Annotated in this window: 17 protein-coding genes and 1 other RNA gene; 3 read left to right on the top strand and 15 right to left on the bottom strand. The window is 64.3% G+C overall.

Going from position 1 to position 18,076, the window contains the following annotated elements:
• Positions 1 to 41 precede the first annotated feature (41 nt).
• A complete protein-coding gene (locus BI347_RS02195) occupies positions 42 to 1,196 on the top strand; it encodes a lytic polysaccharide monooxygenase (RefSeq protein ID WP_071111435.1) in 1,155 nt (384 codons plus the stop codon).
• Positions 1,197 to 1,255: 59 nt separating this feature from the next.
• Here BI347_RS02195 and yedA read toward each other — a convergent pair whose 3' ends face one another.
• The 9 genes from yedA to rnpB form a co-directional block, all read right to left on the bottom strand.
• Positions 1,256 to 2,119, bottom strand: a complete 864-nt coding sequence (yedA, locus tag BI347_RS02190) for a drug/metabolite exporter YedA (protein WP_071111436.1) — start codon at positions 2,117 to 2,119, stop codon at positions 1,256 to 1,258.
• A gap of 59 nt (positions 2,120 to 2,178) precedes the next feature.
• The gene (gene tolQ / locus BI347_RS02185; RefSeq protein WP_083338642.1) at positions 2,179 to 2,847 is read right to left on the bottom strand and encodes a protein TolQ; all 669 of its coding nucleotides are present in this window, start codon (positions 2,845 to 2,847) and stop codon (positions 2,179 to 2,181) included.
• Positions 2,848 to 2,873: 26 nt separating this feature from the next.
• Positions 2,874 to 3,452 (bottom strand): L-threonylcarbamoyladenylate synthase type 1 TsaC, encoded by a 579-nt coding sequence (gene tsaC / locus BI347_RS02180; RefSeq protein WP_193431041.1) that lies wholly within the window; start codon positions 3,450 to 3,452, stop codon positions 2,874 to 2,876.
• 137 nt (positions 3,453 to 3,589) lie between these two features.
• Positions 3,590 to 3,844 carry a hypothetical protein gene (locus BI347_RS02175; protein ID WP_071111437.1) on the bottom strand — a complete coding sequence of 85 codons (255 nt, stop codon included), beginning with the start codon at positions 3,842 to 3,844 and terminating at the stop codon, positions 3,590 to 3,592.
• Positions 3,845 to 3,975: 131 nt separating this feature from the next.
• Complete coding sequence (purD, locus tag BI347_RS02170) at positions 3,976 to 5,253, bottom strand: phosphoribosylamine--glycine ligase (RefSeq protein WP_071115204.1); 1,278 nt, start codon at positions 5,251 to 5,253, stop codon at positions 3,976 to 3,978.
• Positions 5,254 to 5,397: 144 nt separating this feature from the next.
• Positions 5,398 to 6,975, bottom strand: a complete 1,578-nt coding sequence (purH, locus tag BI347_RS02165; RefSeq protein ID WP_071115203.1) for a bifunctional phosphoribosylaminoimidazolecarboxamide formyltransferase/IMP cyclohydrolase — start codon at positions 6,973 to 6,975, stop codon at positions 5,398 to 5,400.
• 74 nt (positions 6,976 to 7,049) lie between these two features.
• Positions 7,050 to 7,286 carry a helix-turn-helix domain-containing protein gene (locus tag BI347_RS02160; RefSeq protein ID WP_043578218.1) on the bottom strand — a complete coding sequence of 79 codons (237 nt, stop codon included), beginning with the start codon at positions 7,284 to 7,286 and terminating at the stop codon, positions 7,050 to 7,052.
• Between the two features lie 61 nt (positions 7,287 to 7,347).
• Entirely contained in the window at positions 7,348 to 8,412 is a 1,065-nt protein-coding gene (dusB, locus tag BI347_RS02155) for a tRNA dihydrouridine synthase DusB (RefSeq protein WP_071111440.1), read from the bottom strand.
• A 128-nt stretch (positions 8,413 to 8,540) separates the two neighbouring features.
• Positions 8,541 to 9,005, bottom strand: an RNA gene (gene rnpB, locus BI347_RS02150) — RNase P RNA component class A.
• 104 nt (positions 9,006 to 9,109) lie between these two features.
• On the opposite strand from rnpB, the gene BI347_RS02145 reads away from it, so the two are divergent.
• Positions 9,110 to 12,268, top strand: a complete 3,159-nt coding sequence (locus BI347_RS02145; RefSeq protein WP_071111441.1) for a bifunctional diguanylate cyclase/phosphodiesterase — start codon at positions 9,110 to 9,112, stop codon at positions 12,266 to 12,268.
• Here BI347_RS02145 and BI347_RS02140 read toward each other — a convergent pair.
• The 4 genes from BI347_RS02140 to BI347_RS02125 form a co-directional block, all read right to left on the bottom strand.
• Positions 12,265 to 13,206, bottom strand: a complete 942-nt coding sequence (locus tag BI347_RS02140) for an FUSC family protein (RefSeq protein WP_071111442.1) — start codon at positions 13,204 to 13,206, stop codon at positions 12,265 to 12,267. The two genes, BI347_RS02145 and BI347_RS02140, sit on opposite strands and share 4 nt — an antisense overlap.
• Positions 13,206 to 13,778: a cysteine hydrolase family protein gene (locus BI347_RS02135; protein ID WP_071111443.1), complete on the bottom strand. Its 573-nt coding sequence runs from the start codon at positions 13,776 to 13,778 to the stop codon at positions 13,206 to 13,208. The genes BI347_RS02140 and BI347_RS02135 overlap by 1 nt, the downstream gene beginning before the upstream one ends.
• A 55-nt stretch (positions 13,779 to 13,833) precedes the next feature.
• Positions 13,834 to 14,274 (bottom strand): MarR family winged helix-turn-helix transcriptional regulator, encoded by a 441-nt coding sequence (locus BI347_RS02130; protein ID WP_071111444.1) that lies wholly within the window; start codon positions 14,272 to 14,274, stop codon positions 13,834 to 13,836.
• 132 nt (positions 14,275 to 14,406) lie between these two features.
• Complete coding sequence (locus BI347_RS02125; protein ID WP_071111445.1) at positions 14,407 to 14,664, bottom strand: hypothetical protein; 258 nt, start codon at positions 14,662 to 14,664, stop codon at positions 14,407 to 14,409.
• A 504-nt stretch (positions 14,665 to 15,168) separates the two neighbouring features.
• Here BI347_RS02125 and BI347_RS02120 point away from each other — a divergent pair.
• Positions 15,169 to 16,071 carry a helix-turn-helix domain-containing protein gene (locus BI347_RS02120; protein WP_071115202.1) on the top strand — a complete coding sequence of 301 codons (903 nt, stop codon included), beginning with the start codon at positions 15,169 to 15,171 and terminating at the stop codon, positions 16,069 to 16,071.
• A 7-nt stretch (positions 16,072 to 16,078) separates the two neighbouring features.
• Here BI347_RS02120 and BI347_RS02115 read toward each other — a convergent pair whose 3' ends face one another.
• Together BI347_RS02115 and BI347_RS02110 are read right to left on the bottom strand one after the other, a co-directional pair.
• Positions 16,079 to 17,452, bottom strand: a complete 1,374-nt coding sequence (locus BI347_RS02115; RefSeq protein ID WP_083338641.1) for a sensor histidine kinase — start codon at positions 17,450 to 17,452, stop codon at positions 16,079 to 16,081.
• A complete protein-coding gene (locus BI347_RS02110; protein WP_071111448.1) occupies positions 17,452 to 17,943 on the bottom strand; it encodes a putative pterin-binding protein in 492 nt (163 codons plus the stop codon). Before BI347_RS02110 ends, BI347_RS02115 begins: the two co-directional genes overlap by 1 nt.
• Between the last annotated feature and the right edge of the window lie 133 nt (positions 17,944 to 18,076).

The raw sequence follows: 18,076 nt of genomic DNA, 5'->3' as shown, positions 1-18,076 counted from the left end.
CTGACTTGGCACTTGCATACCACTCATAACAAGGAGTTCGCATGAAAACGCATTGGCATCTCCCCGCCGTGATGACGCTAAGCTGCCTCAGCGCCCCATTGTGGGCGCATGGGACCATGGAGGTTCCGGTCAACCGCACCTACAGCTGCTTCCTGGAAGGCCCGGAATCGCCGAAAACCGCCGCCTGCCAAGCCGCCAGGCAGGTGGGCGGCACGCAGGCGATGTATGACTGGAACGGCATCAACCAGAATCCGCAAGGCGACAACCACCAGGCGGTGGTGCCGGATGGCACGCTGTGCGGCGGCGGCAAGGCGGAGTTCAAGGGCTTCAACCTGGCGCGCCGCGACTGGCCCAGTTCCGCCATCGTGCCGGACGCCAACGGCAACTTCGAATTCGTCTACAAGGCCAGCGCGCCGCACTCCACCAAGTACTTCAAGTTCTACGTCACCAAGAACGGCTGGAACCCGGATCTGCCGCTGAAATGGTCGGACCTGGAGCTGTTTGGCACCTTCAACGGCAATCCGCCGCTGGACGCCAACAAGCGCTACAAGATGACGATGAAGCTGCCGCAGGGCAAAACCGGCCAGCACATCATCTTCAACGTATGGAAGCGCGCCGACAGCGAAGAGGCGTTCTACTCTTGCTCGGACGTGAAGTTCTCCGGCGGCGCCACCACTCCGGAACCGCCTCCGGCAGCCAATCCCTGGAAGGAAATCGGCAATGTCGCCGCGCATGAAAACCTGCCGGCAGGCAGCAGCGCCACGCTGCGCGTGTTCGACAGCCATGGCCGCGATGCCGAAAGCCACGCCGTCAACCTGACCGCCGCCAGCGGCCAGGCGGCCAACTGGCCGTACGAGCTGGCGGTCAAGGTCAACGCCGCTTCCCAGTCCATCCGCATCGGCGTGATGAACCAGAAGCAACGCAACGTGACCATCACCCCGGTCAAGGACGCCACCGCCAACCGCGTCTACCTCAACGACAGCTATAAGGGCTACGCCTACAACATCGACCTGAAGAAAGGCAACACCGGCGTTACGCCGCCGGTGGGGGATGCCTGGGTGGAGGGCGCGGCCTACAAGGCGGGCCAGATAGTGGGCTACCAAGGCAAGAAGTACCGCTGCCTGCAGCCGCACACCGCTTGGGCCGGCGCCGGCTGGACGCCGGCCAGCCAACCTTCGCTGTGGCAGGCCATCTGATCAGCGCCCCGGCTTGAAACCGCCACGCCGCCCAAACCGGGCGGCGTTTTGCGTTGCGGCTAGCGCCGCCAGCTGATCAGCACCACCGCCGCCACGATCACCGCCATCGCCAGCATTTCCTGCCCTCCAACCTGTTCGCCGAGGAAAACCGCTCCCAGCAGCACCGCGATCACCGGATTGACGTAGGCGTAGCTGGTGGCGGCCGCGGCGGAGACTGTTTTCAGCAGATAGAGGTAGGCGCTGTAGCCGAGCATGGAGCCGAATACCGTCAGGTACAGCAAGGCCGACCAGCCCGCCGCGCCTGGCCAGGCCTGCAACCGCTCGCCGACGGCGACGCTGGACAGCAGCAGCGCCAGGCCGCCGAAGATCATGGTCCAGGCGCTGCCCATCGCTCCCGCCGGCTGCGGCACTTTGCGGCTGCAGGCCGAACCCAGCGCCCAGCCGGCGGAGGCCAACAGCAGCAACAAAGCGCCCTGGGGACTGGCCCGCAGGCTGGAGCCCAGGTTGAGCAGCACGATGCCGGCCACACCCAGCAACATGCCGGCCCACTCCATCTTGCGCGCCTTGTGGCCGAACAGACCGGCGAACAACAGGGTGAACAGCGGCACCGTCGCGATCACCAGCGCCGCCACGCCGGACGACACCTCGCGCTCGGCCACCGTCACCAGGCCATTGCCTATCGCCGGCATCAACACGCCCAGCAGCATGGCGCCGCGCAACTGCGCCGCCGTCGGCCACGGCTGGCCGCGCCAGCGCAAAAAGGCCAGCATCAGACTGCCGGCCAGCAGGAAACGGATGCCGGCCATCAGCAAGGGCGGCCACGACTCCACGCCTATCCGTATCGCCAGATAGGTGGAGCCCCAGATCAGGTAGAGGGCGAAAAAAGCCGCCAGGGTCAGCGGCGCGAGGCGTGAAAAAGGCATGGCAGGGTCCGATTGGTTCGAACCCAGACCATGCCGTATGCAAGCGGCGGCGGCAAGCCCTATCGCGTGGCCAGCCGCTGCAGGATGTTGGAAAACTCTTCCATATAGGTGTCGAAGCGGGTGGCCAGGCGGTCGACGTCGGTGGCGAAGCGGTTGTAGGCCACCACCGCCGGAATGGCGGCGAACAGGCCGATGGCGGTGGCCACCAGCGCCTCGGCGATACCCGGCGCCACCGTGCTCAGCGTGGCCTGGCCGGCGTTGCCCAGGCCAATGAAGGCATGCATGATGCCCCACACCGTGCCGAACAGGCCGACATACGGACTGACCGAGCCCACCGTCGCCAGGAAGGAGGTGTGGCTGTCCAGCGTATCCAGCTCGCGCTGCGCCGCCGCGCGCATCGCCCGGCGCGAACCGTCCATGATGTCAGACAGCTCGGCGCCGCTGCGGCCGCGCTGCTTGAGAAATTCGGCGAAGCCCGACTGGAAGATGCGCTCCATGCCCACCGTGTCGCTGCGGCGGCAGACATCCTCGTACAGGCGGTTCAGATCCGCCCCGCTCCAGAAATTGCGCTCGAATTCCTCGCTGTGGCGCTTGGCCGCGCGCAGCACCGAGATCTTGTTGAAAATCAGCGCCCACGACAGCAGGGAGGTCAGCGCCAGCCCCGCCATCACCAGTTGCACCATCAGGCTGGCGTTCAGGATCAGGCTAATAAATGAAATCTGTTGCACAGCGTTTTCCTCAATTCACATATGGCCTAGCGTAACACGCGGCCGCTTTCCAGATCGATGATGGTGGACGGCTTGCGCCGTTTGCCGATGCGGCCGGGCAAGGTCAGCACCTTGCGCCCGAACGCCTTGCGGCAGGCCTGCGCCGTCTTCAGCGACTTCTGCCCGGCGCGGTTGGCCGAGGTCGACACCAGCGCCGTCCCCAGGCTGCGGCACAACGCCGCCGCCTCGCCGTGGGCGCTCACCCGCACCGCGATCTTGTCGTGCCGGCCGCGCAGCGCGGGCGGCACCCGCCGCGACGCCGGCAGCAAAAAGGTATATGGACCCGGCCAATGGCGCTCCAGTTCCGCGCGCTCTGCGGCATTCAGCGGTTTCACCAGATGGCGGATCTGCGCGAAGTCGGCGGCAATGACAATCAGGCCCTTGTGATTGGGCCGCGCCTTGATCGCCAGCACCTGGCGTATCGCGCGGACGTCCAGCGGATGGCAACCCAGGCCGTAGCAGGATTCGGTGGAATAGGCGATCACGCCGCCATCGCGCAACTGAGCGCGTGCTCGCTGCTGCAGGCGTCTGCCGGGCAGGCGCGGCAACGGACTACCGGACTTCATGATTGATCAGGCCAGACAAAAACAGGAAGCCGCCATTGTACCGGCAACCGGGGAAAAACACAGGCGGGGAAATGGCGATGAGAGACGCCGGAATCGACTAGCGGGATATCGGTCGACTCCGGCGACGGACCGATACCTCAATGCAACAGCAAATCCTCGTGATCTTCAGGCACATCTTCCGGCGCGGCGCGCCAGGCGTAACAGCGCGGCGGCGGCCCGGCCTCGGCGTTGAACTGCTTCAACCAGTACGCCAGACGGCACCAGCAGCGGCGTTCGTGCGTCAGAAAATGCATCAGCCGGCTGCGACTTCCGGGCTCCGGTTCTGCCGGCAGGCTGGCTTCATTGTCGGGAACATACATGGCGACACCCCTTTCGAAATGCCGGATGGGCATGCTGTTAATGTATGTCTCCAGGTATCAAGCCTTCATCTAAATCCCTGGCCGGCGCATCAAAATATGATAAAGAGCCGCCGGCCCGCAAAAAAACAGCGCCCGGCGGCGCTGTTCTGCTGGCGACGCAGCGCTCAGACCTTGCGGCCTATCGCCCTTGCGCCAATGTCGCGGCGGTACTGCTTGCCGGCGAAGTCTATCGCATCCGCCAACGCATAGGCCTTGCCCTGCGCCATCTTGACACTGTCGCCCAGACCCACCGCGCACAGCACGCGGCCGCCGTGGCTGCGCAGCTGGCGCTCGCCGTCCAGCGCGGTGCCGGCATGGAACACCACGCCGTCGTCGCTTTCATGCGGAATGCCGTGGATGGCGTCGCCCTTGCGCGGCGCGTCCGGGTAGCCGGCGGCGGCCAGCACCACCCCCAACGCCACCCGGCGGTCCCACTCTGCTTCCACCTTGTCCAGTTTGCCGTTGATGCCGGCCTCCAGCAGCATGGTGAAGTCGGTTTTCAACCGCGCCATGATGGGCTGAGTTTCCGGATCGCCGAAGCGGCAGTTGAACTCGATGGTATGCGGCTTGCCGTCGGCGTCTATCATCAGGCCGGCGTACAAGAAGCCGGTGTACGGATGGCCGTCCTTCTTCATCCCCAGCACAGTGGGGTTGATGATTTCGCGCATCACCCGGTTGTGCACCGCCGGTGTCACCACCGGCGCCGGGCTGTAGGCGCCCATGCCGCCGGTGTTCGGCCCCATGTCGTTGTCCAGCAGGCGTTTGTGGTCCTGGCTGGTGGCCATCGGCAACACGTGCTCGCCGTCCACCATCACGATGAAGCTGGCCTCCTCGCCCTGCAGGAAATCCTCTATCACCACCCGGCTGCCAGCATCGCCCATCTTGTTGCCCAACAGCATGTCGTCGATGGCGGCATGCGCCTCGTCCAGCGTCATCGCCACCACCACGCCCTTGCCGGCGGCCAGGCCGTCGGCCTTGATCACGATGGGCGCGCCGCGCTCGTTCACATAGGCATGCGCCTCGGTGGCGCTGCGGAAGGTCTGGTAGGCGGCGGTGGGAATGCCGTGGCGCTGCATGAAGGCTTTGGCGAAATCCTTGGAGCTTTCCAGCTGCGCGCAATACTGGCTGGGGCCGAAGATCTTCAGCCCCTCGCTGCGGAAGGCGTCCACCACACCGGCGGCCAGCGGCGCTTCCGGCCCCACCACGGTGAGATCCACTTTTTCCTGCTTGGCGAAGGCCAACCAGGCGTCGACGCCGTTGAGGTCGACATTGGTCAAATTGGGGTCCAGCGCGGTTCCGGCGTTGCCCGGCGCGACAAACACCTTGGACACGCGCCTGGACTTGGCGATGCGCCAGGCCAGCGCGTGTTCGCGGCCGCCGGAACCGATCACGAGAACTTTCATGGGTGAGATCCTATTTTGGGCGGACGACGGCGGCTCTCTGGCCGGCCGTCGCCGTCGTCACTCGGCGACTACCTGAATAGCATAACGCCAAGTCTGTTTCATTGCCGCCGTTTCCGTCATGGCCACGGCGGCCTGCGGCGATGCTCAGTGGCGGAAATGGCGCACGCCGGTCAACACCAGCGCGATGCCGTGCTCGTCGGCGGCGGCGAACACCTCTTCGTCGCGCATCGAGCCGCCCGGCTGGATGATGGCCTTGATGCCTTGTTCGGCGATGACGTCGATGCCGTCGCGGAACGGGAAGAAGGCGTCCGACGCCGCCACCGCGCCGGCCAGGCTCAGCCCGGCGTCCTGCGCCTTGCGCGCGGCGATGCGGGTGGAGTCGACGCGGCTCATCTGGCCGGCGCCGATGCCGGCGGTCTGGCCGCCTTTGCAGAACACGATCGCGTTGGACTTGACGTACTTGGCCACGCGCCAGGCGAACAGCAGGTCGGACAGTTCCTGCGGGGTCGGCTGGCGCTTGCTGGCCACCCGCAGCTCTTCCGGCGTCACGTTGCGGATGTCCGGCGTCTGCACCAGCACGCCGCCGCCTACGCGCTTCAGCTCGAAGCGATTGGCGCCGGTTTGCAGCGGGATTTCCAGCACGCGCACGTTCTTCTTGGCGGCGATGATGGACTTGGCCTCGTCGGTGAAGGCCGGCGCGATCAGCACTTCCAGGAACTGGCCGGTGACGGCCTCCACCGTGGCGGCGTCCACCAGGCGGTTGAAGGCGATGATGCCGCCGAAGGCGCTGGTGGTGTCGGTGGCGAAAGCCAGCTTATAGGCGGAAAGCGTGTCGGCGGCGACGGCCACGCCGCAAGGGTTGGCGTGCTTGACGATGACGCAGGCGGTGTCGTCGAAGGTCTTCACCGCCTCCCAGGCGGCATCGGCGTCGGCGATATTGTTGTAGGACAGCTCCTTGCCCTGCAGTTGCTTGTAATGAGCGATGCTGCCGGCGGCAGGGTCCAGGTCGCGGTAGAAGGCTGCGGCCTGGTGCGGGTTTTCGCCGTAGCGCATGTCCTGCATCTTGATGAACTGGGCGTTGAGGCGGTTGGGGAAGGCCACCCGCTCCGGCTTGCCCGCCACCACGCCGTCGGCCAGGCTGGTCAGGTAGTTGGAGATGGCGCCGTCGTAGGCGGCGGTATGGGTGAAGGCCTTCTTGGCCAGCTCGAAGCGGGTGGCTTTGGACAGTTGGCCGGCGTTGGCTTTCAGTTCGGCCGTCAGCGCGGCGTAGTCGGCGCTGTCGGTGACGATGGCGACATGCGCCCAGTTTTTGGCGGCGGAGCGCACCATGGTCGGGCCGCCGATGTCGATGTTCTCGATCGCGTCTTCCAGCGCGCAGTCCGGATTGGCGATGGTGGCCTCGAACGGGTAGAGGTTGACGCACACCAGGTCGATGTTGCCGATATCGTGCTCGGCCATGGTGGCCACGTGCTCGGGCAGATCGCGGCGGCCCAGGATGCCGCCGTGCACCTTGGGATGCAGCGTCTTCACCCGGCCGTCCAGCATTTCCGGAAAGCCGGTGTAGTCGGACACTTCAGTCACCGGCAGGCCGGCGTCCAGAAGCAGCTTGGCGGTGCCGCCGGTGGACAGGATATGCACGCCCAGGCTGGCCAGCTCACGGGCAAATTCCAGCACACCGCTCTTGTCGGACACGCTGATCAGCGCACGTTCGATTTTGGTCATGATTCTCTACCGCGTTAACAGGATACACACAAAAAAACCGGCCATCCTGTGTCAGCAGTCTGGCCGGTTTATCTTCAAATCAAATCATACGACTTCATCTTCTTGCGCAGCGTGTTGCGGTTCAAGCCCAGCAACTCCGCCGCCCGCGTCTGGTTGCCCTGGGTGTGTATCAGCACCACCTCCAACAGCGGCTTCTCGACACAGGCCAATACCATGTCGTAGATCGCCGACGGCGCCTCGCCGTCAAGATCGCGAAAGTACTGCTCCATCGCAATCCGTACCGACTGCGCGATATGTTCGTTGTTTTGCATGTTTATTATTGGTGCCCAGATTTCGGAGTCCCCAGGAAGCCGGTTCGCCAACGCCGCGGTATCAGCTGGCATGGTCGCAGGCCTCTCCCTCCACGCCGGCTTGCCGGTCGTGGTCCATCCTGTTCTCATCTTCGACTACGTAGATTAGACGATCGGACACATCGGCCAACCGCCCAAAATACTCGTTCACAGCCTGGCGCTGCGTTTCGGTGCTTTCCAGCCGGTACATCTGCTGGCGGAACTCGTTGCTGCCGGACAGGCCCTTGGTGTACCAGGCGATGTGCTTGCGGGCGATGCGGCAGCCCGAGTATTCGCCGTAAAACTGGTACAACTCGTCCAAATGGCCCAGCAGCAACTGGCGGATTTCGCCCACTTCCGGCGCCGGCAATTCGGCACCGGTGTCCAAATAATGCTGGATCTCGCGGAAAATCCACGGCCGGCCCTGCGCGGCGCGCCCTATCATGATGGCGTCGGCGCCGGTGTAGTCCAGCACGCGGCGCGCCTTGGCCGGCGTATCGATGTCGCCGTTGGCGATCAGCGGAATGCGGATCGCCTGCTTCACCGCGCGGATGGTGTCGTACTCGGCGTCTCCGCGGTACATGTCCTCGCGGGTGCGGCCATGCAGCGCCAGCGCGGCGATGCCGCAGTCTTCCGCCATCTTCGCCACCCGCAGCGCGTTGCGGTGCTCGGGGCTCCAGCCGGTGCGGGTCTTCAGCGTCACCGGCACGTCCACCGCCTTCACCACCGCGTCCAGGATGCGCGCCACCAGCGCCTCGTCGCGCAGCAAGGCCGAACCGGCCGCCACATTGCACACTTTCTTGGCGGGACAACCCATATTGATGTCGATGATCTGCGCGCCCTGCTCCACATTGATGCGCGCCGCCTCCGCCATCTGCGCCGGATCGGAACCGGCGATCTGCACCGAGATCGGTTCCACCTCGCCGCTGTGGTCGGCGCGGCGCAACGTCTTCTTGGTGGTCCACAAGGCCTTGTTGGAGGTGATCATCTCCGACACCGCCATGCCCGCGCCCAAAGACTTGCACAACATGCGGAACGGCCTGTCCGTCACCCCGGCCATCGGCGCCACGATCAGCCGGTTTTTCAGTTGGTACGGTCCTATCTGCATGACAAGTTCGATATGGGTAATGGCCGGGAAGGGTCGGTATTGTATAGCGTTTCCCCTGAAGCGGGAAAAGTATTTGCTTATTTTTTAGGCAGGATCGATAGCCGGGGGTAATCGGCCATTCAGGATGGGGTGGAAGTCAGTCGATAAGCCGGGTTCTGTCGTTGGACAGTCATTCCTCTAGACCTGCCGTTGCCGACAGGTTCAAGCAACCTACCCGGGGACAACGCGAGCCGCGTTAGCGCCCCCCTATTTGGTCTTGCTCCGGATGGGGTTTAGCCTGCCGTCCGTGTCGCCACGTCCGCGGTGCGCTCTTACCGCAAGCGGGTCGCCCCGCCTGTCCCGGCTGGCTTTGACCAGCCCGGTACACCTTTTCACCCTTGCCTGTGCCTCCCTTGCGGATATTCCAGCGGGGCAAGCCCTGCTGGAAAAGACTTTGTCGTCCTTGCGGACGACAAGTCCGGCCATCGGCGGTTCAGCTCTCTGTTCCACTTTCCGTCGCCTCGCGGCGCCCGGTCGTTAACCGGCATCCTGCTCTATGGAGCCCGGACTTTCCTCCCCGCCCTTGCGGGCGCGGCGACTGTCTGACTGACTTCCGGTCGCGATTCTAACGGAAAACCGTCCGCGCCGCCCGACAATCTTTCATGACATTCAGGATAATCCCGTATACTGATCATCCCTTTGAAGTCCCGAGACCGTGATGGAGTTGAACCAAGCCAGGCTATCGCGCTTGCAACTGTTCGGCACCCTGGCCATCGTGTTTGCGCTGGCCCTCACCCTGACCAGCTATTTCTTGATGATGAGCTGGCACGACTTCCAGTCCGGGCGACAGAATATCGAACAGGAAGCCGCCGCGCGCGCGCGCGACAACCTGCAGGCCTACACCGACCACGCCGCGCTATTGCTGTCGGCCTTGCGCGAGCGCACCAACGACACCGTCAAACACCAGCTGCAGGAACAAGTGGACCAGGCCTGGAGCCTGGCCGACGCCATCTGGCGCCGCGAACACGCGCGGCAGAACCCGGCGCGCGTCCGCCAGCTGATCGTCGAGGCGCTGCGGCCGCTGCGCTATTTCGACGGCCGCGGCTATTTCTTCATCGACACCCTGGACGGCCGCTGCGTGCTGCTGCCCACCGCGCCGGAGCGCGAGGGCCGCTCGCTGCTGGACAGCCGCGACGACCGCGGCCGCTACATCATGAAGAGCCTGATCGACTCGGTGGCCAAACCGGAAGGGCGCGGCTTCTCCGCCTACCGCTGGTACCTCCCCGGCAGCCGCCGCATGGACGACAAGATCACCTACGCCCGCCGCTTCCTGCCCTACAACTGGCTGCTGGGCAGCGGCGAATACATCAGCAATGTCGAGGCCGCGCTGCAGCAGCAGGGCCTGGACACGCTTGCCAGGATGCGTTTCGGCCAGGACGGCGGCGAGCTGATGATCATCGACAGCCAGGGCATCATCCGGCTCTACCCCACCCGGCCGTCGCTGGTGGGCAAGTCCTACCGGGCGTTGCCAGCGGCCGAAAGCAACCGCGCGCAGCAGCTGATCCAGCTAGGCAAGCGCGGCGGCTTCCTGGAGTACAGCCGCCAGGACGAGGCCGGCGTCGCGGCCGAATCCTATCTCGCCTACACCCGGCAGCTGCCGGGCTGGGATTGGACCCTGGTCACCAGCCTCAAGGTGCAGACGATACAGGACGACGGCCTGCGCGCCGCCCAGCGGCTGAAAAGCCGCCTGGCCGAACGCATCGTCACCACCTTGGGCATGACCCTGGTGGCGATGCTGTGCGCCGGATTGTTCTGCTGGTATTTCGTGCGCTGGGTGGGCGCGCTGGTGCGGCGCTACCAGCACGACCTGGCGCAGAGCCACCTGTCGCTGAAGGAGCAGGCGCGCGAACTGCGGCTCAGCCATTTCATGATCGACAACGCCACCGACCTGGTGGCGCTGCAAAGCAGCCGCGGCGAGGTGGTGTACTGCAACCTGGCGCTGCGCCGGCAGCCGCAGCTGGTGGAGCAGCTGTTCCGCCACCCACCCGGCGCCTTCCCGCTGACCTTCGAAACCCGCCACGGCGAAGGCGACGCCGAGCGGTACCTGGAAATCACCGTCAACCAGTTGCGATACGAGGGCGACAGCTATCTGTGCGCCACCGCGCGCGACATCAGCGGCCGCCGCCAGACCGAGCGCCAGCTCAGGCTGGCCGCCCAGGTGTTCGAATCCAGCAACGAGGCCATCCTGATTTCCGACCCGGACAACCGCATCCTCACTGTCAACCGCGCCTTCTGCCACATCACCGGCTACAGCGAGGACGAGGTGCTGGGCCGCAAGCCTTCGCTGCTGTTCTCCGGCCGCCACGATCCGGCCTTCTTCCAGCAGTTGTGGCAGACGTTGCGCCAGCGCGGCCAGTGGGCCGGCGAGATCTGGAACCAGCGCAAAAACGGCGAGCACTTCCCCTGCTGGGTCAACATCAGCGTGCTGCAGGACGCCCAGAGCGCGATCAGCCACTTCGTCGCGCTGTTCACCGACATCTCCGAACGCAAGGAGCAGGAGGCGCGGGTGCAGCACATGGCCGAATACGACGCGCTGACCGACCTGCCCAACCGAGTACTGGTCAACGACCGCCTGCACCAGGCGATACGCCAGGCCGAGCTGCAGCACAACCAGCTGGCGGTGCTGTTCGTCGACCTCGACCACTTCAAGAACATCAACGACACCCTGGGCCACAACGCCGGCGACGAGTTGCTGAAAGAAGTGGCGCGGCGGCTGGCCTCGTCGGTGCGCGGCCTGGACACGGTCGGCCGCACTGGCGGCGACGAATTCGTGCTGATCCTGCCGGCGATCAACCAGCCCAGCGAGGCGGCGCAGATCGCGGAGCGCATCCTGCGCACCATGCAGCAGCCGTTCCAGATCGGCGAGCACTCGCTGGTGGTCAGCTGCAGCATAGGCATCAGCCTGATGCCGGACGATGGCAGCGACATCCAGAACCTGCTGATGAACGCCGATCTGGCGATGTACCACGCCAAGGCGCACGGCCGCAACACCTTCCGCTTCTACGCCCGCGAGATGAACACCCAGGTGGCGGAGCGGCTGCTGATGGAAAACCGCCTCCGCAGGGCGATGGAGCAGCAGCAGCTGTATCTGGTGTATCAGCCACAATATGACATGGCCGGCAACCGCCTGCTGGGCTGCGAGGCGCTGCTGCGCTGGCGCGACCCGGACGAGGGCCTGATCATGCCGGCCCGCTTCATCCCGGTGGCGGAAGACACCGGCCTGATCGTGCCGCTGGGACGCTGGGTGCTGAACGAGGCCTGCCGCCAGGCCAGCCAGTGGCTAAGCGACGGCCTGGGACCGATCCGGGTGGCGGTCAACGTTTCCGCCCACCAGCTGATGCGCCACGACTTCATCGACGACGTTTGCGACGCGCTGCAAAAGAACCGCCTGCCCGGCCACTGCCTGGAACTGGAGGTGACCGAGAGCACGCTGATGACCGACGCCGACCTGGCCTCGCGCCAGCTGGCGGTGATCAAGGCGATGGGCGTCAGGCTGTCGGTGGACGATTTCGGCACCGGCTATTCCAGCCTGGCCTATCTGAAGCGCTTCGCGCCGGACACGGTGAAGATAGACCGATCCTTCATCACCGACCTGCCCGGCGACGAGGAGAACGCCGCCATCGTCAGCGCCATCATCCATCTGGCCGGCGCGCTGGGCATGGAGACACTGGCGGAAGGCGTGGAAAACGAGACCCAGCAGCACTTCCTGGAAAAACTGGGCTGCGAGGCTATGCAGGGCTATCTGCTAGGCACGCCGCTGGCGGAGGAAATGATGACGCGGCGGCTGGAGGCGCAGCAACCGCTGCTACCGGCCTAAGTCCGGCCGGCCAGCCACTGACCCAGCGCCAGCATCAGGCACACCAGCGCGCCGGCCAGGCCCACGTCCAGCAAGCGTAACGCGGCCGCGCCGCCGATCAGCGTCAATTGCGCGGCGGCAAGCGCGCTGCGGGCGGCGAAGGCCGGCCGGTAATCGCGGAACAACGCCAGGCTCAGCAGCGCGCCGGCCCCCAGCAGCATCAGCGAGGCTGCCGAAGCGGGCAGCAGCGCTCCCAGCAGCACCCCGCAGGGCACCCCCAACATCGCGCCGCTGGCGCGTTGCCAGCATTTGGCGCGGATGGCGGCCAGGCCGCCGACGCAGACGCTGGCCGCCGACCACACCAGCCACTGGCTGTGCGGCAGCCGGTAATGCGCCGCCAGCCAGGCCAGCGGCCCCACGCACAAGGCCGCAAGACCCAGGGTCGGCGAGACGCCCGGCGCCGAAGCGGAACCGGGCAGCGGACCGGGCCGGCCGCCGATGCCGCGCAACAGCACGGCCGCGGCGCCGCCCAGCGCGAGATAAGGCAACGCCGCCAGCGGGTCCATCCCTGGCGCCGCAGCCGCCTCGCAGCCCAGGTAGAGGGCGGCGATAAAAGTGAAATTGGCCGCCGAGCGCCAGCGCGCCTGACGCGCGCCCAGCCGGCAGCCCAGTTCGGCCATGGCGGCGCATGCCAGCGCGAACGCCCAAGGCCAGCGCCAGAGCGTAGCCAGCAGCAGATAACCCGCCGCCGCCGACAACGCCTGGCCGGCGGCGGCGCGCCACCCCAGCAGCGACCGCTCGGCGGCGATCAGGCAGCACACCGCCATCATGCCGGCCTTCAGCCAACGCTCGTCGCCGCTGGCCAGCCCCAACAGCAGGGCCGGCAGGATCAGCGCCGCCACCCGCGCGGCCAGATAGCCGTCGCAGCGCGCCGCCAATTGCCGGCTCCAGCTTGCCATCACAGCGCTTCCAACTGCTCCAGATCCAAGATGCCGGCGATGGCCGCCAGCTGCTTCATAGACATCTGGTGCTCTTCCTCATTGGCCGCCGCGCAAGCCGGCTCCAGCACCAGCACCCGGTAGTCGCGGTCGTGCGCGTCGCGCGCCGCCGCCTGCACCGCCCAGGTGCTGCTGACGCCGGCCACCACCAGCCGCTCGATGCGCTGCGCGCGCAGCACCGCCTCCAGGCCGGTGGCGTAGAACGGGCTGATGCGGTGCTTGACGACAATGGCGTCTTGCGGTCGCACATCCAGATCGGGATGAAACGCCGTGCCCGCATCTTCCAAGTTCAGCGCCTGCAGTTCGCGGGCGCGGCTGAAAATCGGCGATCCCTGCGGCATTTCGGCATAATTAGGCGAGAAACCCACCTTGACGTGGATGACCGGCCATTGCTGCCGGCGCGCCAGCGCGATGGCCTGGTTGGCCACGGCGATCACGCCGCGCTCGGTCGCGTGGCCGGCGCAACGCGCGGTCTTGCCCTGCGGATGCATGATGTCGATGATGTAGTCCAGCGTCAGCAATGCGGTTTTCATGCGCTCATCCTTTCAAGAACACTCCATCCGCGGCGGCGGGATGCCGCCGCGGCCATCATTCGGCGGCGGCCAGCCGCTCCAGCAGCTCGCCCGCGCGCAACAACAGCGTCCTGTCGTCCTCAGCCAATCCGGCCAGTTGCGCCTGCAGCCAACCGTCGCGCAACTGGCGGTTGCGCCGCAATGCCGCCGCTCCGACCGTGGACAGACGCACCCGCACGCGGCGGCCGTCTTCCGGATCGGACTGGCGCAAGATCAGCCCGCCGGCCTCCAGCTCGCGCAAGGCGCTGGCCAGATTGGACGAGCGCATGCTCTCCTGCCGCGCCAGTTCGGTAGGGGTGATATCGTCGCCGGCGCGGTCTATCGCGCCCAGCACGGTCAGCAGACCGAATGGCAGCACGTCCTGGCTGGCCTGTCGGCGCAGCCGGCGCACCATGGCCATCAGCTGCATACGCAACCGGGTGGCCTCGACAGTGGGCATCAGCTCTGGTGTTTTCATATTGCTACTATCTCATAGCTATATATACATAGCAATATTGCCGCAGCGCGCCCGTCAATCGCTACAGGCTCCAGACGCCCACCGCATGCAAACCGTCCGAACCGCCGCGCAAGGCAGGCGGGCCGGGCACCATCAAACCTTCTGCGCCGCGATATGCTCCCCGGCCTTCAGCATCGCCATCTTCACATCGGCAAAATTCAACACCCGATGCGCCAGGCCGAGCGCGAGCAAATCGACCAGATACTCCCGGCCAAAAATCATCGCCCCCTCCCAATCCGAGCCCTTGCCGCCCAGGATCGATGGGCAAGTCACGATGACGCGCCTGCCATTAATCGTATCCAGGGCAAAGTCGTCGTCTTCTATTCTCTGAACCAGATGTGTTGATGCCATTGTTTACACCTCGACTCCTAAATTGATGCCGACCAGGGCAAGCGCCGCGGAAAATCTGCCGCCGCCCATCAAATTCATGGCAACCGCAGCGAAACCATTTACGACGCCTGCCCTCTATCTATACTCACGCATTTTTCAATCGGCATTTAAAAACAGGTCATAGCCGATCAAATCACTCACAAAACTATTTTTATTTAGACATTTTTAACAAGTTTATTTAGCGCAACTCACCCTTCCAATATCCAAACAAGCCACTACGGCGAATTGCAGCATCGGCAACGGATCGGCCCCGACTATAAAAACCAGCCAACCACGCCGCGCAACAGCGACACCTTACCAGCACTCGATTTCCCAATGCCATAAAATTTGCATTTATCGCACTCTTAATAATAAAAGTGTGCGAATTACGCAATTAACCATCGCTAGAAAAAATACGCGGGTTTGTCAGTCCTGCCAATTGCTGATAGCATTTTCGCCCCCGTCAATGCAGATGAAAGCGCCGATATGATCGACGACTTCAAGTCGTACTTCCTAGCCCGGCTTGTTCAACTGCTGGAATCTCGCGGCATCGCCGAGCGCGAACGCACGGTATGGCTCCGCACCCTGCTCGATATCGATCTCTCCAGCGCGAACCGCAAACTGAAAGGCGGAATAGCCTTTAATATCGAAGAAGTGGCCAAGGTCGCCAAAACGATGGGCTGTTCGAGCGACTACCTACTGGGCTTGAAAGACGAACATTGCGCCCATCATCTGCCGGGACCGTCCTTTCAGGGCCTGGGCGTCCATGCCACCTTGCTCTGCGACCGGCTCCCCGAGCAGGAAGCCATCGCCGTCGCCGCCAGGATGCCGGGGCCGAATGACAGTGGAAGTGCGCTGATCGCATGGATATCTCGCAATGATCGTGCATTAAACGCACGAATTGTCGGATGGCGCGACGAGAACAATAACTGGTGGATAGGCGCGCTCGACGAGGCGCCCGTCGGCGCCGCTCTGCACCGCGTATACGCCCACCTGCTCCTCGATGCATCGATAAGCGCATACCGGGTTGCAGTGCTGGACGACAGGGCCGAGACTGCGGAAGTGATGCAGGGCTTTCTTGAGCACGCCGGCTACATAGCGGACACCTTCACCCGCACCGCCGACTTGAGCCAAGCATTGCGACAGGTGCGCTACGATGCCTTCGTTCTGGACTGGTCGATGGGACGCGGCGAGACCACCGAAGCGCTGATGGAGGAAATCAGGCAAAGCCACGCCACCGGCACCCCCATCATGTTGATGACCGGAGAAGCCAGCGAACTGGAAATCGAACGCGCCATCGATCGCCACGGCGTCCGCTATTTCCAGAAAACCGGCCTGTTCAAACCCATCATCGCGCAGCTGAAAAAGGATTTAAGGGAGCAGGCCTAAGCCAGGCTCAAACCAGCTCCACCGGCAGCCGGACGACAAACACCGAGCCTTTGCCCACCTCGCTGCCGGCCAAGCGAACCTCCCCCTGCATCAACGCCGCGATTTTCTTCACAATCGCCAACCCCATTCCCGCGCCGCCGCGATTGGAGCCCTTCGCCTGGATAAACGCGTCGAACAAGGCCGCTTGTTCGCTTTCAGGGATGCCGATGCCGGTATCGCAGACCGTCAACACCAGGCAAGGCCGGGAGGACGTCGGCTCCAGCCCCAGCTCCACGCGGACTTCCCCGCTATCGGTGTAGCGCAGGGCGTTGGAAATCAGATTGCTGGCCACCTGCCGGACCCGCGTCATGTCGGCATGGACGGCTTGCGCCATCTCCTCCTCCGCCACAAATGCCAAAGCGACGCCCTTGGCCATGGCCGCCTGCTGAAACTCACCCACCACGCTCGCGATCAACTGGCTCGCATCGAAGGTCGTCGGCCGCAGGATCATGCGGCCGGCGTCCAGCCTCCCCATATCCAACAGATCCTGCATCAATTTGGACAGATAATCCGCCGCGGTCCTGACATTGGCTATCGTCCTTAGCGTTCGCGGCTCCGCCGCCATGTCGGCCAGCAGCTCCACGCCGCCCTGTATCGTGTGCAGCGGCGTCAATATCTCATGGCTGACGGTGGACAGCATGGTGGAGCGCGCTAGCGCGGTTTGCACCGCCTCCTCCTGCGCCTGCCTGGCCGCTGCGATCACCCCCTGCTGCAATTCTATGATTTCCTGCCGCCGTATCGCCTTCAGCAGCTCCCGCGCCAGAAACACCACCAGCACCACCCAGACGATCAGGCTGACCAAGGCGAAATTGCGCAGTCTCAGGGTCTGCTCTATCGACAAATCCCGCAGCCTGACCTCCTCCAGATGGGCCGCCATCACCAGTTCCGCAATCACCGGCGACATGGCATTCAGCTCTTGCTGCAACGCCGTCATCGCATGCGCGTCATGGCGTATCGCCGGGAACAAGGTTTTGCCGCGCTGCATGAAACCGGCGATTTGCTCCAGCAGCGCCGCATACCCGGCATTTTTTCGCAGCTGCGGCGAGACCGAGCGGTTCAAGACCAGATATTTCGATTCCAGCACATCGTAGGCGATCTGCAAATCGTCGAAGGACTCGATCCGCAGAGCGTAGGCATTGGCTTCGCCATACAGCCGCTGCACCGCATAGCGGTACTGCGACGCCGCCCAGTAATACCCCTCTCCCGGCCCCGCCGCCTGCTCCAGCGCCTGCTTGGAGAACAGCGTGCTCTGCACATAGAAGAAACACAGCATCGGCAACAAAACGGCCAGGAAGAAAAAGACCAGCCACTGCCGCCCCTGGTGCACGGGGAGAATCCTCATCAGCGCACCACGATGTACTTGACCTGCCAAGCCAGCTTGGCGTCCGACTTCACCTTCTGCAGTTCAGCGAAATCGCTGACCGGGTACATCACCCACAAGGGGCCGAAATCGCGCCGCTGCAGCGGCTTGCCGTTGATGAACCTGGCCATGATAGGGTGGTACCGCTCCAGATCGCTCAAGGGCAGCGTCACCTTGTACTCGTCGTAAGTCACCACATCTATCTGCGAGCCTCCAGCCGCAACCACGCGCAGAATATCGCTGATGGCCGGGCCGGAAAAAGCGGATTTGGCAGTCCAGGTAGTCTTGGTGCTGATGGTGCGCTGCGGCAGCCGCAATAGGCTGCCTTCATCGAAGCGGTACTCGGTACGGCTGGCATTGTTGAATACGCCGATCTTCCCTTTGACTATCAGGATCGGATCGGCCGCCGCCTGCGCGGTGGCGCACAAGGCCAGCGCCAGCCCGCCGAACAATAGTTTTGCAATCTCCTTCATCTTGCCGCCTGCCTCTCTGCTCTTTATCCCGTCAGGCGCCCCATGCCAGCGGAGCGCCGCAAATCGCCAAGCCTACCATCACCGGCAGGCGCAGAAAATCCATAAAGGATAAAAGACGGCCAATCGCAAGCGC

This window comes from Chromobacterium sphagni (genome assembly GCF_001855575.1).
Taxonomy (GTDB): Bacteria; Pseudomonadota; Gammaproteobacteria; order Burkholderiales; family Chromobacteriaceae; genus Chromobacterium; species Chromobacterium sphagni.
Note: the sequence above shows the minus strand (reverse complement) of the source record. Positions and strands in the feature narration are given on the sequence as shown.